The sequence below is a fragment of the Paracoccus suum genome, from assembly GCF_003324675.1.
Lineage (GTDB): Bacteria > Pseudomonadota > Alphaproteobacteria > Rhodobacterales > Rhodobacteraceae > Paracoccus > Paracoccus suum.
Window position 1 is genome coordinate 2,000,226 of record NZ_CP030918.1, and the last position, 25,298, is coordinate 2,025,523.

A 25,298-nucleotide genomic window follows, 5' to 3' on the forward strand; every position below is an offset into this window, starting at 1 on the left:
CGTCGCCGGCGTTATGTCCCGGCGACTGCCTGCGACGCGCGCAACGGATCGGCGGGATAGACACCGAGGATGGTCAGGCTGCTGGTGAAGTAGGTCAGCTCCTCCAGCGCGCGGGCGAGCGCCGGCTCGTCCGGATGCCCCTCGACATCGGCGTAGAACTGGGTCGCGGTGAACACGCCGTCGACCATGTAGCTTTCCAGCTTGGTCATGTTCACCCCGTTGGTCGCGAAGCCGCCCATCGCCTTGTAAAGCGCCGCGGGAATGTTGCGCACGCGGAAGACAAAGCTGGTCATCATCTGCGTGCCGCCTGAGGCATTGCTGCGCGGCGTACGGTCCGGGGTCCGGCCCATGATCAGGAAGCGAGTGGTGTTGTTGCCCCGATCCTCGATCTGCTCGGCCAGCGGGGTCAGCCCGTAAATCTCGCCGGCGAGGGGCGAGGCGAGCGCCGCGCGCTGCGGATCGCGCGCCTCGGCGACGGCGAGGGCAGAGCCAGCGGTGTCCGCCGCCGTCACGGTGCGAATCCCGTGCTGGCGCAGAAAGCCCCGGCACTGGCCCAGCAGGACGGTATGGCTCATGGCCTCGCGCACATCCTGCAGCCGCGCGCCGGGCACGCCCAGCAGGCTGATGTGAACGCGCACGAACGTCTCGTCGAGGATGTGAAGGCCGCTTTCGGGCAGCAGGTGGTGGATGTCTGCGACGCGGCCATAGGTCGAATTCTCGACCGGCAGCATGGCCAGGTCCGCCGCGCCCGACCGGCAGGCCTCGACCGTCTCCTCGAAGGTCGGGCAGGGCAGGGCTTCCATGTCCGGGCGGGCCTGGCGGCAGGCTTGGTGGCTGTAGGCACCGGGTTCGCCTTGGAAGGCGATGCAATTGGTGGGCTTCATGGTGGGTCCTGTGGGCGTCCCGGGCAGGGGGTCTGGGCATGGGGCGCGGCCGTTTCCGGCGGCAGTCGATCAGCCCCGGCCCGGCGCAGTGCGGCGCATGCGGCACCCTGCCGCGACGGGTTGGCGGCGGGTGCCTAACTACAGCTTGAACCGACAAAGCGAAAGCATGTATGCACGCCGGCGACACTCCATGCCCAATCGCCGGGGATCTCGCCGCATGTTTAACACGATGACCATTACCAAGACGGCGGGCGCGCTGATCGGATCGCTGCTGGTGCTGCTGCTCGTCAGCTGGGCCGCCTCGTCCATCTACCATGTCGGCGGACCCGAGCATCACGCCGAGGGCGAGGCCCCCGCGCAAGCCTATACCATCGCCGTCGAGGAGGCCGCGCCTGCTGGTGGCGCCCCGGCCGAGCAGATCGATTTCGGCGCGCTCATGGCCTCGGCCGATGCGGCCAAGGGCGAGAAGGTGTTCGGCAAGTGCAAGACCTGCCACAGCGTCGAAGGCAAGGACGGCACCGGTCCGCACCTGAACGGCGTGGTTGGCCGCGCTGTCGCCAGCGTCGCCGGCTTTAACTACGATGACGCGATGAAGGCCCATGCGGGCGAGGCGCCGACCTGGACGCCCGAAGCCCTGCAGGAATTCCTGACCAACCCCAAGGGCGTCGTTCCCGGCACCAAGATGGCCTTTGCCGGCCTGCCCAAGCCCCAGGACCGCGCCGATCTGATCGCCTTCCTGCAGCAGCACGGCGGCTGAGTCCCGCGCCTTACCAGTTCGACCGGACGCCCGCCTGAAAAGGCGGGCGTTCCGCTGTCCGGCTCACGAAATCGCGGGTTGCCCGCCACGGCCGCCCCGTCCTAGCCTGCGGCCCGCAGATGCCGGTCCCCGGCGATGACGGAGCCGCCATGATTTCCATCCGACCGATGCCCCTTCGCGCCCTGCACCGCCTCGCGCCGCTGGCGTTGCTGATGGCCTTCGGCCAGCCACTGCAGGCGCAGGATACGCCGCAAACCATCACCGCGCACGGCATCTCGGTCTTTGGCGATCTGAAGCTGCCGGCCGACTTTGCCCATCTGGCATATGTCAATCCGTCGGCCCCCAAGGGCGGCGAGATCAGCGAATGGGCCGCCGGCGGCTTTGACAGCTACAACCCCTATACCATCAAGGGCCGTGCGGCCGCGATGTCCAACGCCCCGCTGGAAAGCCTGCTGACCGGCACCGCGGACGAGGTCGGCGCCGCCTACTGCCTGATTTGCGAGACGCTGGAATACCCGGCCAGCCGGGATTGGGTGATCTTTACCCTTCGCCCCGACGTGCGCTTTTCGGATGGAAGGCCGCTGACCGCCAAGGACGTGCTGTTCAGCTACGAGCAGTTGCGTGACAAGGGCCTGTCCAGCTTTCGTACCGTGATCGCCCAGCAGATTGCCTCGGCCGAGTTGCTGGACGACCGACGAATCCGCTTTACCTTCAAGCCTGACTACCCGCGGCGCGACGTGATCCAGGGCGCCGGCAGCCTGCCGATCTTTTCGCAGGCCGATTTCGAAAAGAACAAGCGCGACATCGGCGAAAGCTCGAACATTCCCTTCGTCGGCTCTGGCCCCTACATGTTCGACCGCGCCGATACCGGCCGCAGCATCGTCTGGAAGCGCAACCCGGATTACTGGGGTGAAAAGCTGCCGATCAATATCGGCCGCAACAACTTTGACCGCATCCGCGTCGAGTATTTCGGCGATTACGACAGCGCATTCGAGGCGTTCAAGGCGGGCGAATACACCTTTCGCAACGAGGCCAGCAGCATCATCTGGGCCACACGCTATGATTTTCCGGCCTTCAAGTCGGGCTGGGTGCGGCGCGACACGCTTCCCAACGGCAATGTCTCCAGCGGTCAGGCTTGGGCGATCAACCTGCGCCGGCCCGATTTCGGCGACATTCGCGTGCGCGAGGCAATCGGCCTGATGTTCAACTTTGAATGGGCCAACGAGAGCTTGTTCTACGGACTCTACACCCGCACCAAAAGTTTCTGGGACAACAGCGACCTGGCCGCCACAGGCAAGCCCTCGCCGGAGGAGCGCGCGATCCTGGAGCCGCTGGCCGCCGACCTTCCGCCCGGCATCCTCGACGCCGAGGCCGTCCTGCCGCCGACCAGCGGCGCCCGCCAGCTCGACCGTCGCAACCTGCGGCAGGCCGCTGCGCTGCTGGACGAGGCCGGCTGGGCGACCGGCAGCGACGGGCTGCGGCGCAAGGACGGCCGCACCCTGAAGGTCGAGATTCTGAACGACAGCCAGACCTTTGACCGGGTCATCAATCCCTTTGTCGAGAACCTGCGCGCGGCCGGCATTGATGCGGTCCACACCCGCGTCGACGATGCTCAGTACGAGGACCGCAACCGTGGCCATGATTTCGACCTGTCGAATGCCCAACTGGGTCAGGAACTGATCCCGGGCGCAGGGTTGCAGCAGTATTTCGGCTCGGCCAACGTGGGCGACGTGTTCAACGCGATGGGTCTGGCCAACCCTGCTATCGACAAGCTGATTTCGCTGGTCGAAGGCGCAGCCACCCATGACGAGATGGCGGTCCGCGTTCGCGCACTTGACCGCGCGCTGCGCGCGCTGCGGTTCTGGGTGCCGCAATGGTACAAGGCCGAGCATACCGTTGCCTATTGGGACCAGTACGGTCACCCCGATGCGCTGCCGCCCTATTCCCTTGGCGAGCTTGATTTCTGGTGGTTCGACGCCGATAAAGCCGCCAAGCTGAAACAGGCCGGGGCGCTGCGCTAGGCGCGCGCCGAACGGCCGGAACGGGGCGGGGATGGCAGCCTATATCCTGCGGCGCTTGCTGCTGATCGTGCCGACGCTGATCGGCATCATGCTGGTCAATTTCACGCTGACCCAGTTCGTCCCGGGCGGGCCAATCGAACAGATCGCAGCCCGCGTGCAGGGCGAGGGCGACGTGTTCCGCAACATCGCCGGCGGCGGCGACGCGGGCGCCGGGCAGGCCAGCGGCGGCAGCGAGGGTTATGCCGGCGCCAGGGGCCTCTCGCCCGAGTTCATCGCCCAACTGGAAAAAGAGTTCGGCTTTGATAAACCGCCCGCCGAGCGGTTCCTCACCATGCTCGGAAATTACCTGCGGTTCGATTTCGGCACCAGCTGGTTCCGCTCGATCAGCGTGGTCGATCTGGTTCTGGAAAAGATGCCGGTCAGCATCACGCTGGGGCTGTGGTCCACCTTGCTGGCCTATCTGATCTCGATCCCGCTCGGCATCCGCAAGGCGGTTCGCGACGGGACCGCCTTTGACACATGGACCAGCAGCGCGATCATCATCGGCTATGCCATCCCCGGCTTCCTGTTCGCCGTCTTGTTGATGGTTTTGTTCGCGGGGGGAGCTATTGGAAAATATTTCCGTTGCGCGGCCTTACCTCTGACAATTTCGAGGCCCTGTCGACCTTTGGGAAAGTAAAAGACTATCTGTGGCACATCACCTTGCCGGTGATCGCCTCAAGCATAGCCAGTTTCGCGACGCTGACCTTGCTGACCAAGAACAGCTTTCTGGACGAGATCAACAAGCAGTACGTCATCACGGCCCGCGCCAAGGGTCTGAGCGAGCGTCGCGTTCTTTACGGGCATGTCTTCCGCAATGCCATGCTGATCGTCATCGCGGGCTTTCCCGCGATGTTCCTTGGCGTGTTCTTTGGCAGCTCGATCCTGATCGAGACCATCTTCTCGCTCGACGGGCTCGGCCGGCTTGGGTTCGAGGCCGCGGTCCAGCGCGATTACCCGGTGATCTTCGGCACGCTTTATGTCTTTGGCCTGATGGGCCTGCTGGTTGGGATCCTCTCGGACCTGACTTACGCGCTTGTCGATCCGCGCATCGACTTTGAAAGGCGCGCGGGATGAGCCTTTCAGCCCTCAACCAGCGCCGCTGGCGCAACTTTCGTCGCAACAAGCGCGCCTTCTGGTCGATGGTGATCTTTGCCCTGCTGTTCGTGCTGGCGATGTTCGCCGAGGTGATCGCCAACGACAAACCGATCCTCGTCAATTTCAAGGGCAGCTATTATTTCCCGGTCTACCGCTTTTACTCGGAAAAGACCTTCGGCGGCGATTTCGGGACCGAGGCGATCTACCGCGACGAGTCGGTCCAGTGCCTGATCGTGACCGGCGGTCGCGAGGAGTGCTGGGACGATCCCGAAGGGGTCATGGCCGAGGCGCGCGCCACCGGCAAGGTCAGCGGCGAGGCAGTGCAGAAAGGCTGGATGATCTGGCCGGTCATTCCTTACAACTATCGCACCATCAACGACGTGGGGACCGCGCCCTCGGCCCCGGACGCCGCCCACTGGCTGGGCACCGACGATACCGCGCGGGATGTTGCGGCGCGCGTGATTTATGGGTTCCGTACCTCGATCCTGTTCACGCTGATCGTGACAGTTATCGCCTCGACCATCGGCATCGCCGCGGGCGCGGTGCAGGGCTACTTTGGCGGCCGCACCGACCTGATCTTCCAGCGCCTGCTGGAGATCTGGGGCAGCACGCCCTCGCTCTACGTGATTATCATCCTGTTCGCGATCCTCGGGCGGTCGTTCTGGCTGCTGGTGTTCGTGACCATCCTGTTCGGCTGGCCGGCCCTGACCGGGGTGGTGCGGGCAGAGTTCCTGCGTGCCCGCAACTTTGAATATGTCCGGGCCGCGCGCGCCCTCGGGGTCGGGGACCGGGTGATCATGTTCCGCCACATCCTCCCCAACGCCATGGTTGCGACGCTGACCATGCTGCCGTTCGTCGTCACCGGCACGATCAGCGGCCTCGCCGCGCTCGACTACCTCGGCTACGGCCTGCCCGCGTCCGCCCCCTCGCTGGGCGAGCTTGCGCTGCAGGCCAAGCAGAACCTGCAGGCGCCGTGGCTGGGGTTCACTGCCTTCTTCACCTTTGCCATCATGCTGTCTCTGCTGGTTTTCGTGTTCGAGGGCATCCGCGACGCCTTCGACCCGCGAAAGACCTTTAAATGAGCGGCCCGAAGGACCCGATGCCGGACGCAACCGACGTTCGCCCGGTGATCCCGGCGCCCGGCGAGGCCGCTGCGGTCCCGGCCACCCCGACCGATGAGCCGCCCCCGGGTCAGATCCTGCCGGAAGTGCCGCCCATTCCCGCGCCCGCAACGCCGGCCGGCGAGGCGGTGCTGGAGGTGCGCGATCTGACCGTCGCCTTTCGCAGCGAGGGGCGGCTGTCGGCCGCCGTGCGCGGCGTCAGCTTTACCGTGAACCGTGGCGAGACGGTCGCCTTGGTGGGCGAGAGCGGTTCGGGCAAGTCGGTGACCGCGCTTTCGACCGTGCGCCTGCTGGGCGATGCGGCCGAGACGGGCGGCTCGATCCGTTATGAGGGCCGCGAGTTGATCGGCGCGCCCGACAGCATCCTGCGCGCCATTCGTGGCAACGACATCAGCTTTATCTTTCAAGAGCCGATGACCTCGCTGAACCCGCTGCACACCATCGAAAAGCAGCTCGGCGAAAGTTTGGCGCTGCATCAAGAACTGCGCGGCGCGGCCGCCCGGGTGCGGATCGTCGAGTTGCTGACCAAGGTCGGCATCCGCGATCCCGAAACGCGGCTTGCCGATTACCCGCACCAGCTATCGGGCGGCCAGCGGCAGCGGGTGATGATCGCCATGGCGCTGGCGAACGGTCCGGAACTGCTGATCGCGGACGAGCCGACGACCGCGCTGGACGTCACCATCCAGGCACAGATTCTCGAACTGCTCGCCGACCTCAAGCGGGGCGAGGGGCTGTCGATGCTGTTCATCAGCCATGACCTCGGCATCGTGCGCCGCATCGCCGACCGGATCTGCGTCATGCAGGGCGGCCTGATCGTGGAGCAGGGACCAACCGCCGAGATTTTCGCGAACCCCCGGCACCCCTATACCCGCAAGCTGCTGGCGGCCGAACCCAAGGGCCGACCCGGCCGGGTCACCGAGAACGCCCCGGAGATCGTCGCCACAAAGCATCTGAAGGTCTGGTTTCCGATCCAGCGCGGCCTGATGCGGCGCGTGGTCGGGCATGTGAAGGCGGTCAACAACGCGACCCTGTCGGTCCGGGCTGGCGAGACGCTGGGCATCGTCGGCGAGAGCGGGTCGGGCAAGACCACGCTGGCGCTGGCGATCATGCGCCTGATCGCCTCGGAAGGGCCGATCCTCTATCTCGGCCAGGACATCAGCGACTGGGGCACGCGCCAACTCCGGCACCTGCGGCGCGACATGCAGATCGTGTTCCAGGACCCGTTCGGCAGCCTCAGCCCGCGCATGACGGTCGAGCAGATCATCGGCGAGGGTCTGGGCGTTCACGGTGTCGAGCCGGGGCGCAACCGCCGTGAGATGGTGGCCGAGATCATGGCTGAAGTCGGCCTCGACCCCGAGACCATGGATCGCTACCCGCACGAGTTCTCGGGCGGGCAGCGCCAGCGGATCGCCATCGCCCGGGCCATGATCCTGCGGCCCAAGGTGGTCGTGCTGGACGAGCCGACCAGTGCCCTCGACATGACGGTGCAGGTCCAGATCGTCGATCTGCTGCGCGAATTGCAGCGCAAATACGGCCTCGCTTATCTGTTCATCAGCCACGATCTGCGCGTGGTCCGCGCGATGGCGCACCAGATCCTGGTGATGCGCGCCGGCGACGTGATCGAAGCCGGTCCGGCCGAGGCGCTGTTTGCAAATCCGGCGACCGATTACACCCGCGCGCTGATGGCCGCCGCCTTCGCCGACCGGGCCTGACAGATCGAGGGCGCGCATGAAGATCCTGTTCGTCCACCAGAACTTTCCCGGCCAGTTTCCCTACCTCGCGCCCGCACTGTCGGCCCGCGGGCACGAGGTTGCCGCCCTGACGGACGAGCATAACCAGCGCCCCTCGCCAGTGCAGGTGTTCCGCTACAAGGCGCCGCCGGCCGAGGTCACGGTCTCGGCCCCGCCGGGCAAGGTTTATGCCGAATATGCCGCGCGAGGATTGCAGGCGGCGCGCGCGGCGCGGGTTCTGCGTGACCGCCACGGCTATGTGCCAGACCTGATCATAGGCCATTCCGGCTGGGGCGAGACGCTGTTTCTGCAGGAAATCTGGCCCAACGCGCGCCTCGCGATCTATGCCGAGCTCCTCTACCGCACGCGGGGCCATGACGTCGGCTTTGACCCCGAGGTGACGCCCCGGACCGAGGATGCGCGGCTCGGCGCGGTGGCGCGCTCGGCGCATCTGATTCAGGCCATGGTGCAGGCCGACGCAGCGCTGTCCCCGACGCAATACCAGGCGGGCAGCTTTCCGCCCGAGTTGCGCGGCAAGATCACCGTCATTCATGACGGCATCGACACCGACCGCATCCGGCCCGATCCCGCGTCCCGGTTGACGCTGGCGGACGGCACCACGCTGCGCGCCGGCGACGAGGTGCTGACCTATGTCGGCCGCTCGCTCGAGCCCTATCGCGGCTTTCACATCCTGATGCGTGCGCTACCGGAGGTGATGGACGCCCGGCCCAATGCGCAAGTCGTTCTGGTCGGTGCCGAAGGCGTCAGCTACGGCGCGGCCCCGCGCGAGGGCGGCAGCTGGAAGTCGCGTCTTCTGGCTGAGGTCGGCGATCGGCTGGATATGAGCCGCGTCCATTTCACGGGCCGCGTGCCCTATGACGACTACCTCAAGCTGCTTCAGGTCAGCCGTGCGCATGCCTATCTGACTTATCCCTTCGTCCTCAGTTGGTCGATGACCGAGGCGATGGCCGCCGGCTGTCAGGTTATCGCCAGCGACACCGAGCCGGTTCGAGAACTGATTTCCGACGGCGTCAACGGCCGGCTGGTGCCGTTCTTTGACGTGCCAGCATGGTCGGCAGCACTAATCCGCGCCCTTGGCCCAGACCCGGAGGCCGGGCGTCTGGGCGCGGCCGCGCGCGAGACGGTCGTGTCGGACTATGACCTGCGCCGGGTGTGCCTGCCGCGGCTGATCGACTGGGTCGAAGGGCAAGCCCGTTAAGGGCACACGCCTTACTTCTCGCCCGGCGTTCCGTCGAAGTTCTTCTGAAGGCTGCGCCAGCAATCGACGTAATCGTCCTGCATCGGCATGGTGCGGGCCGCCCATTCGGTCAAATGCTGAGGAAAGCGGGTCTCGAACATGAACTGCATCGTCTTGGTTTGTCGGACCGGGACCATCGGCTCGGTCGAGCCATGCTCGAACGCGGCGCGGTCGGGGCCGTGCGGCAGCATCATGTTGTGCAGGCTCATCCCGCCGGGGACGAACCCCTTGGGCTTTGCGTCATAAACCCCGTGAATGTTGCCCATCATCTCGGACATGATGTTCTTATGATACCACGGCGGGCGAAAGCTGTGCTCGGCCACCATCCAGCGGTCGCGGAACAGTACGAAGTCGATGTTCGCCGTGCCTTCCTGGCCCGACGGGGCGGTCAGGACAGTAAAGATCGAGGGGTCGGGGTGGTCGAACAGCACCGCACCGACCGGCGAATAGGTCCGCAGATCGTATTTGTAGGGGCAGTAGTTGCCGTGCCAGGCGACGATGTCGAGCGGGCTGTGATCAATCCGCGTCTCGTGGAACTGGCCGCACCATTTGATGATGACGCGCGAGGGCGCCTCGCGGTCCTCGAAGGCCGCAACCGGGCATTTGAAGTCGCGCGGGTTGGCAAGGCAGTTCGCGCCGATCGGGCCGCGGCCGGGCAGGTCGAACTTCTGCCCGTAATTCTCGCAGACAAAGCCGCGGGCCGGGCCGTCCAGCACCTCTACCCGGTAGACCAGCCCGCGCGGCAGGATGGCGATTTCCTGTGGGGCAACCTCGATCACGCCAAGCTCTGTAGCGAAGCGCAGTCGCCCTTCCTGCGGGACGACCAGCATCTCGCTGTCGGCGCTGTAAAAATATTCATCCTCCATCGAGGCGGTGACCAGGTAGACATGGGCCGCCATGCCCAACTGGATGTTCACATCGCCCGCGGTGGTGACCGTGCGCATGCCGGTCACCCAAGTCAGCGCCTCGTCCGAATGGGGCACCGGGTCCCAGCGGTATTGGCCAAGGCTGGTCACATCCGGCAGGATATGCGGGGCGCTGCGCCAGTACGGCATCTCGATCCGCGTGAAGCGGCCGACATGCTTGACCGAGGGGCGGATGCGATAGCACCAGGTCCGCTCGTTCTGGCCGCGCGGCGCGGTAAAGGCGGTGCCGGACAGCTGCTCGGCATAAAGTCCGTGGCTGACCTTTTGCGGGCTGTTCTGGCCCTGCGGCAGGGCGCCGGGCAGAGCCTCGGTCTCGAAATCATTGCCAAAGCCGGGCATGTAGCCAGTGCCGTCGATGCTGGGCGCCTGCGTCAGACGCAGAGGGGCGGCCGTGGTGTCGAGCGACATGGTATCCTTCCCGCCGGATGATGCGGAAAGGATAGTTTCAAATGAAACCAGGTCAAGCTGAGCTTCAGCGGCCCCGGATGCGCGGGTCAAGCGCGTCGCGTAGCCCGTCGCCGACGTAGTTCACGCAGAGCACCGTCAGCGAGATGAAGATGCCGGGCAGGATCACGCGCCACGGATACATCTGCATCTGGTCGACTGCGTCGTAGAGAAGGCGTCCCCAGGTCGGGAAGTCGGGGGGAAAGCCTAGGCCGAGGAACGACAGCACGCTCTCGGTGATGATTGCCGAGGCGATGCCGAGGGCGCCCGCGACCATGATCGGCGACATGACGTTGGGCAGCACATGGCGGCTGATGATCCGTGCGTTGGGCGTACCGATGGAGCGCGCGGCCAGCACGAACTCGCGCTCCTTCACGCCCAGCACCTCGCCACGCACGATGCGGGCGGCCTGCATCCAGCTGGTCGCGCCAATGGCCGTCACGATCAGCAGAAAGATCCCGAGCGCCGGACCGAAGTGCTTGGACAGCGGCTCGCGGAACAGGGTTACCATCAGCAGCAGGAGGGGCAGCAGGGGCAGGGCCAGGAACAACTCGGTCACCCGCATCAGCGGCCCGTCGAGGCGACGGAAAAACCCCGACAGAACGCCGATCAGCGCGCCCAGCGTGATTGCAATCAGCATTGCCGTCAGTCCGACTGCCAGCGAGACGCGCCCGCCGACCATCAACCGGGCCAGCATGTCGCGCCCCAGTTGGTCGGTTCCCAGCGGATGCGCGGCGCTGAACCCCTTGTTGCGGGCGCGGATGTCCACATGCGTCGCGTCGATGTGCCACAGCGAGGGGCCGATCAGCACGAACAGCACGATGAGCGTAAAGATCACCAGCGCGATCATCGCCCCCTTGTGGTGGCGAAACTGGTCCCAGACGTCGCGCCACTGGCTGCGCGGCCGGGCCAGCCTGACAGGCGCATCGGGGGGGAGGATTGCGGCGCCCCCGCCAGCCGAAGCTGCGACCGTCTCGGCCTCGTCCAGGGCATGGGCGCGGACCTGAGCCGTCGCCTCGTGCATCGTGCGGGGCTCATTCATAGCGGATCCTCGGGTCGAGGACGCCGTAAAGGAGGTCCGCGATCAGGGTGAAAAAGACGATCAGGATGGCAAAGATGAAGGTCAGCGTCAGCACCATCGGCAGGTCGTTCGCGTAGATCGAGGTGATGAGAAGCTGGCCGAGGCCATTGATCTTGAACACCTGCTCGGTGACGATGGCGCCGCCAAAGACTCCGGGCAGGCCCAGCGCGATCACCGTGACCACCGGGATCAGGCTGTTGCGCAGCACATGTTTGAGGACGACCACCCGCTCGGACATGCCCTTGGCGCGGGCGGTGCGCACGTAATCCTGGCCAAGGTTGTCCAGCATCGAGGCGCGCATGAAGCGGCTGATCTGGGCGGCGTTATAGAGCGCGAGCACCGTCACCGGCAGCACCATCTGCCGGACCTGGGCCATGAAGCTGCCCCAGTCGCGCACGACCAGCGTGGTGTCGTAGATCGACGGAAACCAGTGCAGCTTGACGGCAAAGACGACGATCAGGACGACCCCGGTAAAGAAGGTTGGCAGCGAAAACCCGACCATGCTGATGAAAGTGCCGAGCTGGTCGAACCATGAATACTGCTTGTAGGCCGACAGGATGCCGATCGGCAGCGCGATGGCCACACCGATCAGGTAGCTGAGACCGACCACGGTCAGGGTCTGCGGCAGGCGCTGGGCGATCACTTCGAACACCGGGCTGCGCGACTGGAAGCTGATGATGCGCTGCATTCCGTCAGCGAAGTGGGTGCCGGTCAGATGGTCGAACCAGTAGAGCGGCTCGACCACGAAAAACTGTTTCAGCCACAGGATATAGCGGATGTACCAGGCCTGCCCGAGGCCCAGCGCCTCGCGCATGCGCTCTTTCACCTCGGGGGGGATGGTCATTGGCAGATCACCCAGCGGATCGCCGGGCGACAGCTCGAGAAGCAGGAAGATCACCATCGAGATGAAGATCAGCATGGGGATCGCCATCAGCACCCGGCGCAGGGCGAAGTTCAGCATGTTGCGGCCTCGGGGCTGGCTGGTTGGGGGCAGGGGTGCCCCGCCCGGCGGGATGCCGGAAGGGGCGGTCGGACGCCTTTCCTCAGGCGCAGCGGAGGTTTACTTGACGCGGAACCAGTCCGAGGCGTTCCACAACTCGCTGTCCCAGACGTTCAGGTCGATCCCGCCCAGCGACTTGGACTTGGCCGAGAAGCGGGCGCGAGAGACGAGCGGCAGCATCGAGTTGCTCTCGACCGTCAGCATGTTGTTCAGCTTCTTGGCGAGCTCGCCGCGCTTAGCCTCGTCCGAGGTGTGCGACAACTCGACAACCATCGCGTCGTAGGCGGGATCGCAGAAGCGGTTGATGTTCTGGCCTTGCCACTGGTTGTCCGGACCGGGCGCCTTGTTGCAGGTGCGTTCGGCGAGGTAGGGCTCGGGGTCGGTGCCGTCAAAGTTGTTGGCGTACATCTCGACGTCCGAATAGAACTTCTGCATCGTGTCCGGGCTGCCGGCATCGCCGCCAAAGAAGACGCTGCCGTCCACGGTCTTCAGCTCGCTATCGACGCCGATTTCCTGCCACCACTGCTTGACCAGTGCCTGGAAGTCCTGACGCACCGGGTTGACCGAGGTCTGGAACAGCAGCTTCAGCGGCTTGCCGTCCTTTTCGCGGATGCCGCTGCCGCCGACTGTCCAGCCGGCCTCGTCCAGCAGCTTCTTGGCACCCTCCACGTCCTGCTGGAGGCAGCTCGTGTTGTTCGCGGCATAGGCCTCGGGTGCGGGCACCAGATCGCAGGTCGGCTTGCCGGCCTCGCCATAGCCAAGCTCGGCCAGCAGCTGTCGGTCCAGCGCCATCGAAAGTGCCGCCCGCACCTTGGGATCGCCCAGGATCGGGTGCGGATGCTTGGCAGTCGCACGCTCGCCCTCGGCGAGGGTCGAGGACGGGTCGGTCATGTTCAGCTCGATCCGCTCGACCAGCGTGCCGTAGGCCGAGACGAACTCGCCCTTGCCGCCGGCCTTCATCTGTTCCTGAACCTCGGGGCTGACCTGGGTGTTCCAGGCATAGTCGAACTCGCCCGTTTCCATGACGGCGCGGCCAGCCGCGGCGGCATCGCCCCCGCCTTTCAGCGTCATCGTCGCGAAGGCAGGCTTGGCCGGGTCGCGATAGTTGGGATTGGCTTCGAGCAGGACCACGTCGTTGGTCTTGAAGTCCTTGACCATGAAAGGTCCGGTGCCGATCGGGCGGAAGTTCTGGTCGGTGCAGCTCGATGCGGCCGTACCCAGGCACGGCTCGAACTGGGCCTTTTGCAGGATGGGCGCGGTGGCGCTGACAAAGATCGTGAACGGGTTGGGCTTCGGTTCGGTAAAGGTGACCTTGACGGTCAGCGGATCGACCGCTTCGACCTTTTCGACGCCCTCATAGCGCGCAAGCTGCGCACAGCCGCCGTCGGGCGCCATGCAATACTGCGCGGTGAACACCGCGTCATCGGCGGTGACGGGTGATCCGTCCGACCATTTCAGGTCAGGCTTCAGCTTCCAGGTGATCGTTTTGAGGTCCTCTGAGATGCCGCCGTTGTCCCGCGACGGGATCTCGGCGGCGAGGCGCGGAAAGATTTCGCCCTTGGGATCGAAGCCGGCCAGGGGTTCAAGCACAAGGCTGGCGGCGTCGGTGTCCTTGGTCCCCGACGAGAGGTAGGGGTTCATTGTCGAGATCGCCTGTGAATAGAGGACCTTCACATCCCCGTCCATTCCCCGCTCGGCCATGGCGGCGGCGGGCAGCAGCGCCATTGTGGCGGCGGCGCCCAGAAGTGCAGTCTTGATGGTCATGAAATGCGATCTCCCTGGGTAGGTTCCGGCTCGGTGGCCGGGGCAGTTGCTTCTGCCGCCGTGGGTTCGGCGGTCATGGTATAAAGATGGCAGGCGACGGACTGGCCGGGGCGCTCCTCAAGGAACGCCGGCTCGATCTCGCGGCAGATCGGCATGACCCGCGGGCAACGGGTGCTGAAGTTGCAGCCCTTGGGCGGGTTCGCCGGCGAGGGGACGTCGCCTTTCAGGATCACGTGGCGGCGCTGCGCCTCGGCATCGGGGTCCGGCTCGGGGACCGCGGAAAGCAGCGCCTGGGTGTAGGGATGCATGGGACGCAGGTAGAGATCGTCGCGGGCGGCCAGCTCGACGATCTTGCCGAGGTACATCACCGCTACCCGGTCGGCGATGTGCCGCACCATCGACAAATCATGGCTGATAAAGAGGTAAGTCAGCCCCAGCCGGTCCTGCAATTCCTCCAGCAGGTTGACCACCTGCGCCTGGATGGAGACGTCCAGCGCGGCAATCGGCTCGTCGCAGACGATGAACCGCGGGTTCAGCGCAAGGGCGCGGGCGATGCCAATGCGCTGTCGCTGCCCGCCGGAGAATTCATGCGGATAACGGTTGGCAAAATCGCGGTTCAGTCCGACCTGGTCCATCAGCTCGTAGATGCGGGCGGTGCGCTCGTCGCGGGTCAGGCGCGCATGTTCGATCAGCGGCTCGCCGATGATATCGGCCACGGTCATGCGCGGGTTTAGCGAGGCCTGCGGGTCCTGAAACACCATCTGCATCAGCGGTCGCAGCCGGCGCAGCGCCCCCGGCGTGGCCTGCGTCACGTCCTGGCCGGCAATGCTGATGCTGCCCGCGGTCGGATCGTAGAGGCGCAGCACGGCGCGCCCGCAAGTGGACTTGCCGCAGCCCGATTCGCCGACCAGCCCCAGCGTCTCGCCCTCGCGGATGGTAAAGCTGATGTCGTCCACTGCCTTCACGTCGCCGATCTTGCGGCGCAGGAAGCCGGTGGTGATCGGGAAATACATCTTCAGCCCGGAGACAGTCACCAGCGGCGCGCGCGTCAATGCCTCGTCCGTTCGGTCAAGCATGGGCAGCCTCGCGCGGCAGGCCGCGCGCCTCGAGGCGCGGGGAATCGCGGTCGAAATCCCAGAAGCAGGCGGCGTCATGCGCCGGCCCGACGGGGAAGCGGGGCGGGTTCTCGGCGTCGCAGCGCTCGAACCGGTAGGGGCAGCGAAAGCGGAAGTTGCAGGCCTTCGGCCGGTCCCGGACGATTGGCGGCTGGCCCTGGATCACGTTCAGCTTTGCCGCGCGCTCGCCCCGGACCGACGGCACGGTCTGCAGAAGGGCACGGGTGTAGGGATGGCGCGGGCGCGCGAAAAGCTCGCGAACCGGGGCCATCTCGACGATCTGGCCGCCATACATCACCATTACCCGGTCGGCGATGCCGGCGATCACGCCCAGGTCGTGCGTGATCCAGATGATCGCCATTCCCAGCTTGCGGCGCAAATCGCGCACCAGCTCGATGATCTGGGCCTGGATGGTGACGTCCAGCGCGGTCGTCGGCTCGTCGGCGATCAGGACCTTGGGATCGCAGGCGAGGGCGATGGCGATCATTACCCGCTGGCGCATGCCGCCACTGAACTGGTGCGGATAATCGTCCAGCCGGCGTGCGGCATCGGGGATGCCCACCAGCTCCAGCAGCTCGCGGGCGCGGGTGCGGGCGGCGTCGCGCGACATTCCCATGTGGGTGCGCAGCGGCTCCATCAACTGGTTGGCGATGGTGAACACCGGGTTCAGGCTGGTCATCGGGTCCTGGAAGATGAAGCCGATTCCGGCGCCGCGGACCTGACGCAACTCGGGCGGCGACAGCTTAAGCAGATCGCGCCCCTCGAACAGCACTCGGCCGCCCCGATTCTCCGCCGGGGGCGAGGGCAGGATCGAGATCAGGGACATCATGGTCACTGATTTGCCCGAACCCGACTCGCCCACCACGCCTAACAACTCACCCGGTCGGAGGTCAAAACTGACGTCGTTTACGGCATGCACATAGCCGCCCCGGGTTCGAAAGGCAGTGTTAAGGCTTTCGACCGAAAGGATAGGCCGCTGGCCTGTCACCATTCACATTCCCCCCGCGTATAGCCATGTTTTTGCCCGTTTTTCGGGACTTATTCTTTGCTACCGCCGGTCGAGCTTACCTGTTTCAATTCATCCCGCAAGCATTTTGCCTGGGGCTTGCGGGCGGCGCGCGTTCTCGTCACTGTCGCGTTGCGCAATTCTTCAGCAAAGGTCACCGCCATGCCCGTCAAGAACCGCTTTGCAGAAATGCTGCCCGAAATTACGGCCTGGCGGCGCGAGTTTCACGAGAACCCCGAACTGCTCTACGAGGTGCATCGCACGGCGTCGCGCGTTGCCGAGTTGCTGCGCAGCTTTGGTTGCGACGAGGTGGTCGAGGGTATCGGCCGGACCGGCGTTGTCGGCGTGATCCGCGGCCGCACTGACACCTCCGGCCGGGTGATCGGGCTGCGGGCCGACATGGATGCGCTGCCGATCGTCGAGGCGACGGGACTGCCCTATGCCAGCAAGACGCCCGGCGCGATGCATGCCTGCGGCCACGACGGGCACACCGCCATGCTGCTGGGCGCGGCGCGCTATCTGGCCGAGACGCGCAATTTCGACGGCACCGCCGTCGTCATCTTCCAGCCTGCGGAGGAGGGCGGCGCCGGGGGCAAGGCCATGATCGACGATGGCCTGGTCACCCGCTGGGGCATCGATGAGTTCTACGGCATGCACAACATGCCCGGCTATCCCACCGGCAAGTTCGCCATCCGCGAGGGCGCGATGATGGCCGGCACCGATGAGGTTGCGATCACCATCACCGGCCGCGGCGGTCATGCCGCAAAGCCGCATGACTGCATCGACCCGCTGGTCGCTGCGGCGCAAATGATCGTGGCCATCCAGTCCATCGTGGCACGCAATGTCGATCCGCTGAGCCAGGGCGTGATCTCGATCTGCACGCTGCAGACGGACAGCACGGCGCGCAACGTGATCTCGGAAAAGGTCACGATGGCCGGCACCGTGCGCAGCCTCGATCGCAAGTCGCGCGACATCATGGTCAAGGGTTTGCGGCGCGTGGTCGAGGGCACCGCCGCCGCCATGGGCGTGGAGGTCGATCTGAAGATCATCGAAGGCTATCCCGTCACCGAGAATCACCCCGAGGCCACGGTCCACGCTGCCGATGCGGCACGCGCGGTCGCGGGCGATGTCATCACCGACATGCACCCGATGATGGGCGGCGAGGACTTCAGCTACATGCTGCTGGAACGCCCGGGCGCCTACATCTTCCTTGGCAATGGCGACAGCGCCATGGTCCACCATCCGGCCTACAACTTCGACGACGACGCGATCCCGTTCGGCTCGAGCTGGTTTGCCGAGATGGTCGAGCGCCGGCTGCCTGCCCTGACTGCCGCCGCGGCCGCGTCCTGATCGACACCCTAGGCTGAGAAACCCCGGCCCGGTCCCAGGACCGGGTCGGCCTTGGGCCGGGGCAGGTCCAGCGCCTCGCCCGGCCCGCGTTGCAGGTCGGGCTCGGCCCCGCCCGGATAGGCACCGACCGCGGCGAAATCGCCGCTCGCCTGAGCCCGGCGATGGGCGACGCCTGCCGGGATCAGCACGACATCGCCGGCGCGCAGGGTCGCGTCGCTGCCGTCCGGCCCGCCGAGACGGAGGACGGCCGTGCCGCGAATGCAGCCGAGCACCTCATGCGTCGTGCGGTGGTAGTGGTCAAAATCATAGACCCCGTCGGTCCAAGCATTGGTCCAGCCATTCCCAGCGAACAGGTTGCGCATGTTAGTCTCATCCGGCGCGGGCAGGGCGTTTGCGTAGACAATCGCCCCGCCAACCCGCTGCCCGGCCGACCCACTCACCGGGTCAACCGCGCGACAAGAGCCGACGTGTCCCAACGGCCGCCGCCCATGCCCTGCACTTCCTTGTAGAACTGGTCGACCAGCGCCGTGACCGGCAGGCTGGCCCCGACCTGTTCGGCGGTGGCGAGGCAGATCGCCAGGTCCTTGCGCATCCAGTCCACGGCAAAGCCATGTTCGAACTGGCCCGCGGCCATGGTCGCGTGACGGTTCACCATCTGCCAACTGCCCGCGGCGCCCTGGCTGATGACCTCGACCACGGCGGCGGTATCGAGGCCGGCGCGGGCGGCGAAGTTCATCGATTCGGAGAGGGCCTGTACCAGCCCGGCGATGGCGATCTGGTTGGCCATCTTGGTCAGCTGGCCGGCGCCCACGGGGCCCATGCGGCGGCAGATCTTGGCATAAGCGGCGACGATGGGCTCGGCGCGGGCAAAGTCCTCCTCCGACCCCCCGCACATGATGGACAGCGCGCCATTCTCGGCGCCTGCCTGACCGCCCGAGACCGGGGCGTCGACATAGGCGATGCCCGCCGCCTCGGCCGCTGCTGCCAACTCGCGCGTGACGGCGGCGCTGACAGTGGTGTGGTCGATGAAGATGCTGCCCGGGGCCATGCCTGCAAAGGCGCCGTCCGGGCCAAGGCAGATCTGGCGCAGGTCGTCGTCGTTGCCGACGCAGGCGAGGACCGCCTCGGCACCTTCGGCAGCCTCACGCGGGGTGCGGGCGGCACTGCCGCCATTGGCCGTGGCCCAGGCGTCTGCCTTTTGGGCGGTGCGGTTATAGACCGTCACCTCATGACCAGCGCGCGCCAGATGGCCGGCCATCGGCCCGCCCATGACCCCAAGTCCCAGAAACGCCAGCCTTGCCATTCAAGTCCCCTTTGTCAGCTTGCCGCAGAGGGCACCGGCCGCGTTGAAACGCGCGCGGCAATCCCCTACACGCTCGCAGACATCCCACCCCGGCCGTGGCGGGTCAACCGCCGCGCCGATCGCCCCCAGCCAAGCCTCCGCAGGCCGACCGCGAGGACCGCCGATCAATGCTGACGTTGTTTCGCTGGCTTGTGCGGCTGAGTGTGGTGCTGATTGCCGGGGCGGTGCTGGTGGTCGGGTTGGTGTGGTATTTCTCGATCCGCTCGCTGCCCGATTACAACGCCGACTACACCGTTGCCGGCCTCGCCGCCCCGGTCGAGATCGTGCGCTCGACCGAGAATGTGCCGCATATCTTTGGCAGCAACGATGCCGATCTGTTCCTGGCGTTGGGGCTGGCCCATGCCCAGGATCGCCTGTTCCAGATGACGGTGTTGCGCCGTGCCGCCGACGGGCGTCTGTCCGAGCTTTATGGCGCGCGCGCCTATGCCGCCGACGATCTGGCGCGCCGCCTCGGCCTCGCCCGGCGGGCCAAGGAATCGCTGGCCGCGCAGGACGACTACACCCGCGCCGCCCTCACCGCCTATGCCGAGGGGGTCAACCAGTGGATCCAGATCGTGAACCGCGAGGCGCGCGGTCGAGGCGCGCCCGAGTTCTTTCTGTATCCCGAGGACATCGCCTACTGGCAAGCGGCAGATTCGCTGGCGATCCTGAAGCTGCTCGCCTCCGGCAGCACTGCCGCGCTGCGCAACGAGGTGCTGCGCGCACGGCTGTCGCTGGCCCTGCCGAGGCGCGGGCCGCAAGTGGTATCGCAGGCGGGCGAGGCGGACTTGCCCGACTACGCCAGCCTTTTTCCCGGCGGACGGTTGGCCGCGCCCGGCACCGCCCCGGCACCTGAAGATGATTGGTTTAACTGGCGCGCGGGCTTTGTCGCGCCTGCGGCCGAGCGGCCCGCTTCGGGCGCGGTGTTCGCCGCCGACGCGGCACGCACGGCGGCCGGTGGGGCACTGCTGGCGGATGCGATCGACACCGGCCTGACCGCGCCCTCGCTGTTTTATCTCGCCCGGCTTGAGCTGGCCTCGGGTGGGGTGATCGGGGCGACCATACCGGGGGTGCCGGTCGTCCTGTCGGGCCGCAGCGCGACCTTGGCCTGGGGCATCGCGCCCGCGCAGATCGACGACCAGGACGTGCTGGTCGAAGAGGTCCAGCCCGGCGATTCCGAACGCTATCGCGACCTCGACGGCTGGCGCGCCTTCGACACCCGGCGCGAGGTGATCCGCGTGCGCGGCGACGACGACCAGGTCCTGACCTTGCGCGAGAGCGTGAACGGCCCGATCATTCCGGCCGGCCATCTTGGACTGGCGGGCGTGCTGCCGGCCGGTCATGTTGCGGCGCTGTCCTGGACCGGGCTCAGCACGACCGACACCACGATGAGCGCGCTGATGGGCCTGATGCGCGCACCCGACCGGGCCGCGGCGGGCAAAGCCTTGCAGGGCATCGTTGCCCCCGCGGTCGAGGTCTCGCTTGCCGACGCCGGCGGCGTAACCCGTCAGCTTGCCGGCGCCCGCCCAGTGCGCAGCGAGTCGCACGCGACGCATGGACGCATGCCAGCACCCGGATGGATCGCGGCCAACCGCTGGCAGGGCGTCCTGCCGCCCGAGGCGCCGCAGGACGTGGCGGGCCAGATCGTCGCCGCGACGGGCGAGACCGGCGCCGCGCCTGGGCCGGACGCGCCCCGCGCCGCGCGCCTGCAGGCGCTGCTGTCCAGCCGCGAGGTCCATTCGCGCGACAGCTTCATTGACGCGCAACTTGACATCATCAGCCCGGTGGCGCGTGCGCTGCTGCCGCTGGTCGGCGCGGAGCTGTGGTTCGCCGACGAACCCGCCCCTTCCGGCACGCCAGAGCGGCTGCGCCAGGACGCCCTCGGGCTGCTGGCCGAATGGGACGGCAGCATGTCCGAGCATCTGCCCGAGCCGCTGATCTATGCCGCCTGGATGGCCGAGTTGCAGCGCCGCCTGATCCGCGACGAGCTTGGCCCGGTCGCCGACGAAGTCACCCAACTGCACCCCGGCTTCATCGACCGCGTCTTCCGCAATACCGGCGGCGCCGGCGCATGGTGCGACGTGATACAAAGCGCGCCGGTCGAGACCTGCGCCATGATCGCCCGCCAGGCGCTTGATGCGGCCCTGCAAGACCTGTCGACGCGCTTTGGCCCGGCCGTGGCGAGTTGGCGCTGGGGCGCGGTCCACGAGGCGCGCCATGTTCACCCCGCCCTCGGCCGCGCGCCGGGCCTCGGCTTTATCGTCAATCTCCGCCAGCCGGTCTCCGGCGGGGATGCGACCATGGCCGCCTCGCCGCCCCTCGGTCGGGGCCCGCAAAGGTGGAGCGCGGTGACCGGCGCCGGTTACCGCGGCGTCTATGACATGGCCGATCCCGACAGCTCGGTGTTCGTGACCTCGACTGGACAGTCAGGTCATCCGCTGTCCCGCCATTACGACGATCTCAGCGCGCTCTGGCGCAGGGGCGAGTATATCACCATGTCGCTCGACCCCGACCTTGCCCGCGCGGCCGCCGAGGGGGTAACGCACCTGCGCCCGCAGGACGGCGCTGCCGGGAACTAAGCCGAGGCGGGCGCCGGTCAGGGTCGTGAGCGGTGGGTGTTCTCTGGCAGCACGGTGGTGACGTGAGCGGAAGATAGTCGCCAGACCGACAGGGTTTCGAGGACTGACTTCGCATGGCGGCACGCTGGCGATGCGGTCGAAGAAAGAGCAGTCGGTCGCCCGAGGAACTGACCGGCGGGCGGCCATTGCCCAAGCCCACTAGACCTCCACCGAAACCCGCCCGATCGGGTTCGAACAGCAAGCGAGGATATAACCCTCCGCGATCTCGTCGTCCGTGATGCCGCCGTTGTGGACCATGTGCACCTCGCCCGCGGTCTTGCGGATGCGGCACGTGCCGCAGAGGCCGAATGTGCAGCCGGACGGGATGTTCAGCCCGGCGCGCTTGGCGACGGCGAGGATCGTGTCGGTCTCCTGACAGCGGGCAGTGACGGCCGACAGGGCAAACTCGATCTCCGCCCCCGCGGTCTCGTCGGGCACCACGTCGTCCAGCACCGGCGCCTGCGCCTCGGTCTCGACCGGGGCACCGAAGCTCTCCTGATGGTAATGCGCCATGTCGTAGCCGAGGGCCACGAGCATGTCGCGGACGGCCTGCATGAACGGCTCGGGCCCGCAGCAGAAGACCTCGCGTTCCAAGTAGTCCTGCGCCATCAGGCCGAGCATGATCTGCGTCAGCCGACCGCGATAGCCCATCCACGAGCGGAAGGGGTCAAGCTCCTCCACCGTGAAGTGCAGCTGCAGGCCGGGGGTGCGGTTCGCCATATGCTCCAGCCGCTCGCGGAAGATGATCTCGGACGGGCGCCGCGCGGCGTGGACGAAGACGATGTCCGGCTGCTCGCCGCTGTCCCACATCCAGGTCGTCATCGACATCATCGGGGTGATGCCGCTGCCGGCCGAGATGAACAGGTATTTCGGCGCCTGATGGCGGTGGAAGCTGAAGATGCCGGCCGGCCCCAGCGCCTTGATCCGCATGCCGGGCTTGAGGTTGTCCAGCATCCAGCGGGTGCCGATGCTGTCGCTTTGCGCCTTGGCGGTGATCGAGATCGACAGCGGCCGCGACGGGCTGGACGAGATCGTATAGGTCCGGTGCACCGGGCCGCCGGGGACCGGCAGCTCCAGCGTCAGGAACTGGCCGGGCTGGTAGTCGAACCAAGACCCCGACGGCGCGCGGAAAGTAAAGGTCGCCGTGCCGTCGCATTCCGGAACCGCCATGGCGAATTCCAGATGCTCTGCATCCGCCCAGGGCGCCGAGCCGTACTTCTGCTGCGGCATTACTCGGCCGCCATGGCCGGGGGCGCCGGGCGGCGGCTCTGCATCAGGCCGCAATACCAGTCCACGAAATGGATCACGCCGGCTTCTTGCGTGGGTGAGTAGGGGCCGGGCTCGTAGGCGGGGCTGTTGATGCCGAACTGGTTTTCCTCGACCACGCGGCGATCCTCGTCGTTGGTAGCCATCCAGACCTCGGTCAGCGCCTTCAGGTCGTAATCGACGCCCTCGACCGCATCCTTGTGGACCAGCCACTTGGTCGTCACCTCGGTCTCGGTCGGGCTGATCGGCATCACGCGGAAGACGATGGCATGATCCGGCAGGAAGTGGTTCCACGAGCTGGGGAAATGATAGAACATCAGGCTCCCCGCGTCGTTCCACGGGATGGTGCCCATGCGGCGGGAGACGGCGGCCTTGCCTGACATGGTGAAGCTTTCCTGATTGTCCATCAGCGGCACGCGCGCCATGCGCCACTGCATGTCAGGCTGGTTGATAAAGCGTGAGGGGATGCCGGCCGCATCGCAGCGCGCCCAGTGGGACAGGATCTCGGGGCTGGCGGCGTTCGGCCCCTCCATCACCGTCATCAGCGGATCGTCCGAATAGGTCCGGCACAGCTCCGGGTGCGAGCCACTGCAATGATAGCACTCGCGGTTGTTCTCCAGCACCAGCTTCCAGTTGCCCTTCTCGACGATGGTCGAGGAATGGGCGACCTTCGCGTCGGCGAGGCCACTGGGCGCCAGGTAGGACATCAGGTTGCGGGCCAGGTCAGCGACGGGCGGGGGCACCTGCGCGAGACAGACGAACACCATACCGCCCAGATCGACGCAATGCACCGGCTTGAGGCTGTATTGCGAGGGGTCGAAATCCGGTCCCATGTCGCGGGCGAACACCAACTTTCCGTCCAGATCGTAGGTCCACTGGTGATAGGGGCAGACCAGCTTGGCCGCGCGCCCCGCCGCGCTGGGGCACAGCCGCTGGCCGCGGTGGCGGCAGACGTTGTGAAAGGCGCGGATGCGCTGGTCGGTGCCGCGTACGATCACCACCGGATAGGCGCCGACATTCAGCGTGGCAAAGGCGCCTGGCTTGTCCAGTTCGCAGGCCGGGACGGCGAAGAGCCATTCGCGGTAGAAGATCTGCTCCAGATCCTCCTGGAAAACCCCGGGGTCGGTATAGAGGGCATGGTCGAGCGCGTGCGCCGGTTTGCGTTCGCCGATAAGCGCGAGGGTCTGATCGAGGTCAAGCATGATGCACCTGCGGTGAACGGCACGAATCCCCGTGCCCTGCTGGCCAAACTAGGCGCGCCAATTTGCCGACAGGTGCAATTTCCGACCTGCCGCGACGTATTTGAGACATGACCATCGGAGGCAGTGAATCCGGCCGTCGCGCGGGGTCGAAAGAGCGCAAATGTGATCGGCTGGTAACCTTTCGCGAGGACAGGGATTCGCCCTTCCCTCCGAACCGTGCCGGCGGAGGAGGTGCGTTTTTCCTGAGGGCTGGCGGCCTGCTTTAAAGGACGAAACAAGGACAACGCCGGAGTGAGCCATGTCAGACCGGTCACTTCGATCGGTCCCTCAATATTTGGCGCGGCCAGGGGGTCCGCAGGTCAGCCACGCAGGACGGCGACCATGAGCCGCGATACCCGAGGCAATTCTCGGCGCCTCATGGGGTCGCGGCGAAGGTGCTCGACACAGCACGGCGAACCTGTTTCCGGGCCGAGGACCAGACCGCTCAGCGGCTATGGATCTTCTGCGAGCAGGGCTGCCCCGCCCGGCGGCTCCTGCACGGCATCTTTCGCTAGCCCGGACCCTGCGTGGACACAAAGGGCAGCCAGCGTCAGCCGTCCTTGTGCTCGCTGGCCGGAAAAATCATCGCGGCTCATCGTACCCGCAAGCACCGCGTCGATCAGTTCCCGGTCAGTCCCGGGCGCGCTCGACGTAGCTGTTATCCTCGGTATTGATGACCACCCGTGTGCCAACGCCGATATGCGGCGGGACCATCACCCGCAGCCCGTTGCTGACCAGCGCCGGCTTGTAGGAGGACGAGGCCGTCTGGCCCTTCATCACCGGCTCGGTCTCGGTAATTTCGACGGTGATGCGCTGCGGCAGTTCCAGCGCGATCGGCACGCCGTTGAAAACCTGCAGCGACACGCGCATGCCTTCCTGAAGATAGGCCTTTTGATCGCCCACCATGTCGGTCGGGGCGACTAGCTGCTCGTAGGTCTCGGGCTCCATGAAATGGAAGCCCTCGCCATCCTCGTAGAGGAAGTCATAGCCGCGCTCGTCCACATGTGCGCGCTCGACCTGCTCGGTGGTGCGCCAACGTTCGGATACCTTCACCCCGTCGGCGATGCGGCGCATGTCGACCTGGGTCACCGGGGTTCCTTTGCCCGGATGGATGTTCTGCGCCGTCAGCACGACATACAGCTTGCCGTCCAGATCGACGACGTTGCCCTTGCGCAGGGTGGAGGCGATGACTTTCACGGGCGGCGTCCTTGTGGTCGGGGCCATCGCGCGCTAAGCG

At 66.3% G+C, this 25,298-nt stretch carries 19 protein-coding genes and 1 pseudogene; 8 read left to right on the plus strand and 12 right to left on the minus strand.

What is annotated here, in order from left to right; translation table 11 throughout:
- Positions 1-11: 11 nt before the first annotated feature.
- The gene (locus tag DRW48_RS09750; protein ID WP_114076259.1) at positions 12-884 is read right to left on the minus strand and encodes a prephenate dehydratase; all 873 of its coding nucleotides are present in this window, start codon (positions 882-884) and stop codon (positions 12-14) included.
- A gap of 217 nt (positions 885-1,101) precedes the next feature.
- On the opposite strand from DRW48_RS09750, the gene DRW48_RS09755 reads away from it, so the two are divergent.
- The 6 genes and pseudogenes from DRW48_RS09755 to DRW48_RS09780 all read left to right on the plus strand — a co-directional run bounded on the left by DRW48_RS09755 (position 1,102) and on the right by DRW48_RS09780 (position 8,869).
- Complete coding sequence (locus DRW48_RS09755; RefSeq protein WP_114076260.1) at positions 1,102-1,641, plus strand: c-type cytochrome; 540 nt, start codon at positions 1,102-1,104, stop codon at positions 1,639-1,641.
- A gap of 149 nt (positions 1,642-1,790) precedes the next feature.
- On the plus strand, positions 1,791-3,662 hold the full coding sequence (locus DRW48_RS09760; RefSeq protein ID WP_422385730.1) for an extracellular solute-binding protein: 1,872 nt from the start codon (positions 1,791-1,793) through the stop codon (positions 3,660-3,662).
- Positions 3,663-3,693: 31 nt separating this feature from the next.
- Positions 3,694-4,778, plus strand: a pseudogene (locus DRW48_RS09765) (microcin C ABC transporter permease YejB).
- Entirely contained in the window at positions 4,775-5,881 is a 1,107-nt protein-coding gene (locus tag DRW48_RS09770) for an ABC transporter permease (protein ID WP_114076261.1), read from the plus strand. The pseudogene DRW48_RS09765 and the gene DRW48_RS09770 overlap by 4 nt, the downstream one beginning before the upstream one ends.
- Positions 5,878-7,632, plus strand: a complete 1,755-nt coding sequence (locus tag DRW48_RS09775; RefSeq protein WP_241963227.1) for an ABC transporter ATP-binding protein — start codon at positions 5,878-5,880, stop codon at positions 7,630-7,632. Before DRW48_RS09770 ends, DRW48_RS09775 begins: the two co-directional genes overlap by 4 nt.
- A gap of 16 nt (positions 7,633-7,648) precedes the next feature.
- A complete protein-coding gene (locus tag DRW48_RS09780) occupies positions 7,649-8,869 on the plus strand; it encodes a glycosyltransferase (protein WP_114076262.1) in 1,221 nt (406 codons plus the stop codon).
- Between the two features lie 11 nt (positions 8,870-8,880).
- Here the strand turns inward: DRW48_RS09780 and hmgA are convergent, their stop codons facing one another.
- The 6 genes from hmgA to DRW48_RS09810 form a co-directional block, all read right to left on the minus strand.
- Positions 8,881-10,242 (minus strand): homogentisate 1,2-dioxygenase, encoded by a 1,362-nt coding sequence (gene hmgA / locus DRW48_RS09785; protein WP_114076263.1) that lies wholly within the window; start codon positions 10,240-10,242, stop codon positions 8,881-8,883.
- A gap of 64 nt (positions 10,243-10,306) precedes the next feature.
- The gene (locus DRW48_RS09790; protein ID WP_241963228.1) at positions 10,307-11,320 is read right to left on the minus strand and encodes an ABC transporter permease; all 1,014 of its coding nucleotides are present in this window, start codon (positions 11,318-11,320) and stop codon (positions 10,307-10,309) included.
- Entirely contained in the window at positions 11,313-12,320 is a 1,008-nt protein-coding gene (locus tag DRW48_RS09795; protein WP_114076265.1) for an ABC transporter permease, read from the minus strand. The genes DRW48_RS09790 and DRW48_RS09795 overlap by 8 nt, the downstream gene beginning before the upstream one ends.
- 99 nt (positions 12,321-12,419) lie before the next feature.
- Positions 12,420-14,123 carry a peptide ABC transporter substrate-binding protein gene (locus DRW48_RS09800; RefSeq protein ID WP_114076266.1) on the minus strand — a complete coding sequence of 568 codons (1,704 nt, stop codon included), beginning with the start codon at positions 14,121-14,123 and terminating at the stop codon, positions 12,420-12,422.
- Positions 14,120-15,199, minus strand: a complete 1,080-nt coding sequence (locus DRW48_RS09805) for an ABC transporter ATP-binding protein (protein ID WP_114076267.1) — start codon at positions 15,197-15,199, stop codon at positions 14,120-14,122. Before DRW48_RS09805 ends, DRW48_RS09800 begins: the two co-directional genes overlap by 4 nt.
- Positions 15,192-16,229: an ABC transporter ATP-binding protein gene (locus tag DRW48_RS09810; RefSeq protein WP_114076268.1), complete on the minus strand. Its 1,038-nt coding sequence runs from the start codon at positions 16,227-16,229 to the stop codon at positions 15,192-15,194. The genes DRW48_RS09805 and DRW48_RS09810 overlap by 8 nt, the downstream gene beginning before the upstream one ends.
- A 177-nt stretch (positions 16,230-16,406) precedes the next feature.
- Here DRW48_RS09810 and DRW48_RS09815 point away from each other — a divergent pair, with 177 nt between their 5' ends.
- Complete coding sequence (locus tag DRW48_RS09815) at positions 16,407-17,594, plus strand: M20 aminoacylase family protein (RefSeq protein WP_114076269.1); 1,188 nt, start codon at positions 16,407-16,409, stop codon at positions 17,592-17,594.
- 8 nt (positions 17,595-17,602) lie between these two features.
- On the opposite strand, the gene DRW48_RS09820 is transcribed toward DRW48_RS09815, so the two are convergent.
- Both DRW48_RS09820 and DRW48_RS09825 read right to left on the minus strand, forming a co-directional pair.
- On the minus strand, positions 17,603-17,956 hold the full coding sequence (locus tag DRW48_RS09820; protein WP_114076270.1) for a cupin domain-containing protein: 354 nt from the start codon (positions 17,954-17,956) through the stop codon (positions 17,603-17,605).
- A 74-nt stretch (positions 17,957-18,030) separates the two neighbouring features.
- Complete coding sequence (locus tag DRW48_RS09825; protein WP_114076271.1) at positions 18,031-18,897, minus strand: NAD(P)-dependent oxidoreductase; 867 nt, start codon at positions 18,895-18,897, stop codon at positions 18,031-18,033.
- A gap of 167 nt (positions 18,898-19,064) precedes the next feature.
- On the opposite strand from DRW48_RS09825, the gene DRW48_RS09830 reads away from it, so the two are divergent.
- Complete coding sequence (locus DRW48_RS09830) at positions 19,065-21,515, plus strand: penicillin acylase family protein (protein WP_114076272.1); 2,451 nt, start codon at positions 19,065-19,067, stop codon at positions 21,513-21,515.
- A 198-nt stretch (positions 21,516-21,713) separates the two neighbouring features.
- On the opposite strand, the gene DRW48_RS09835 is transcribed toward DRW48_RS09830, so the two are convergent.
- From DRW48_RS09835 to efp, 3 genes are all read right to left on the minus strand, one after another.
- Complete coding sequence (locus DRW48_RS09835; RefSeq protein WP_114076273.1) at positions 21,714-22,784, minus strand: FAD-binding oxidoreductase; 1,071 nt, start codon at positions 22,782-22,784, stop codon at positions 21,714-21,716.
- A complete protein-coding gene (locus DRW48_RS09840) occupies positions 22,784-24,022 on the minus strand; it encodes an aromatic ring-hydroxylating oxygenase subunit alpha (protein ID WP_114076274.1) in 1,239 nt (412 codons plus the stop codon). Before DRW48_RS09840 ends, DRW48_RS09835 begins: the two co-directional genes overlap by 1 nt.
- Before the next feature lie 669 nt (positions 24,023-24,691).
- Positions 24,692-25,258, minus strand: coding sequence for an elongation factor P (gene efp, locus DRW48_RS09845; protein WP_114077484.1), 567 nt, complete (start codon positions 25,256-25,258; stop codon positions 24,692-24,694).
- Positions 25,259-25,298 lie beyond the last annotated feature (40 nt).

Bases quoted from the DNA above. Each gene is read 5' to 3' on its own strand.
- DRW48_RS09780 (WP_114076262.1), top strand. From the start codon at position 7,649: ATGAAGATCCTGTTCGTCCACCAGAACTTTCCCGGCCAGTTTCCCTAC.
- DRW48_RS09840 (WP_114076274.1), bottom strand. From the start codon at position 24,022: ATGCTTGACCTCGATCAGACCCTCGCGCTTATCGGCGAACGCAAACCG.
- DRW48_RS09800 (WP_114076266.1), bottom strand. From the start codon at position 14,123: ATGACCATCAAGACTGCACTTCTGGGCGCCGCCGCCACAATGGCGCTG.
- hmgA (WP_114076263.1), bottom strand. From the start codon at position 10,242: ATGTCGCTCGACACCACGGCCGCCCCTCTGCGTCTGACGCAGGCGCCC.
- DRW48_RS09795 (WP_114076265.1), bottom strand. From the start codon at position 12,320: ATGCTGAACTTCGCCCTGCGCCGGGTGCTGATGGCGATCCCCATGCTG.
- DRW48_RS09770 (WP_114076261.1), top strand. From the start codon at position 4,775: ATGAGCCTTTCAGCCCTCAACCAGCGCCGCTGGCGCAACTTTCGTCGC.
- DRW48_RS09830 (WP_114076272.1), top strand. From the start codon at position 19,065: ATGCTGACGTTGTTTCGCTGGCTTGTGCGGCTGAGTGTGGTGCTGATT.
- DRW48_RS09750 (WP_114076259.1), bottom strand. From the start codon at position 884: ATGAAGCCCACCAATTGCATCGCCTTCCAAGGCGAACCCGGTGCCTAC.
- DRW48_RS09775 (WP_241963227.1), top strand. From the start codon at position 5,878: ATGAGCGGCCCGAAGGACCCGATGCCGGACGCAACCGACGTTCGCCCG.
- DRW48_RS09755 (WP_114076260.1), top strand. From the start codon at position 1,102: ATGTTTAACACGATGACCATTACCAAGACGGCGGGCGCGCTGATCGGA.
- DRW48_RS09790 (WP_241963228.1), bottom strand. From the start codon at position 11,320: ATGAATGAGCCCCGCACGATGCACGAGGCGACGGCTCAGGTCCGCGCC.
- DRW48_RS09825 (WP_114076271.1), bottom strand. From the start codon at position 18,897: ATGGCAAGGCTGGCGTTTCTGGGACTTGGGGTCATGGGCGGGCCGATG.
- DRW48_RS09815 (WP_114076269.1), top strand. From the start codon at position 16,407: ATGCCCGTCAAGAACCGCTTTGCAGAAATGCTGCCCGAAATTACGGCC.
- DRW48_RS09820 (WP_114076270.1), bottom strand. From the start codon at position 17,956: ATGCGCAACCTGTTCGCTGGGAATGGCTGGACCAATGCTTGGACCGAC.
- DRW48_RS09760 (WP_422385730.1), top strand. From the start codon at position 1,791: ATGATTTCCATCCGACCGATGCCCCTTCGCGCCCTGCACCGCCTCGCG.
- DRW48_RS09810 (WP_114076268.1), bottom strand. From the start codon at position 16,229: ATGGTGACAGGCCAGCGGCCTATCCTTTCGGTCGAAAGCCTTAACACT.
- DRW48_RS09835 (WP_114076273.1), bottom strand. From the start codon at position 22,784: ATGCCGCAGCAGAAGTACGGCTCGGCGCCCTGGGCGGATGCAGAGCAT.
- DRW48_RS09805 (WP_114076267.1), bottom strand. From the start codon at position 15,199: ATGCTTGACCGAACGGACGAGGCATTGACGCGCGCGCCGCTGGTGACT.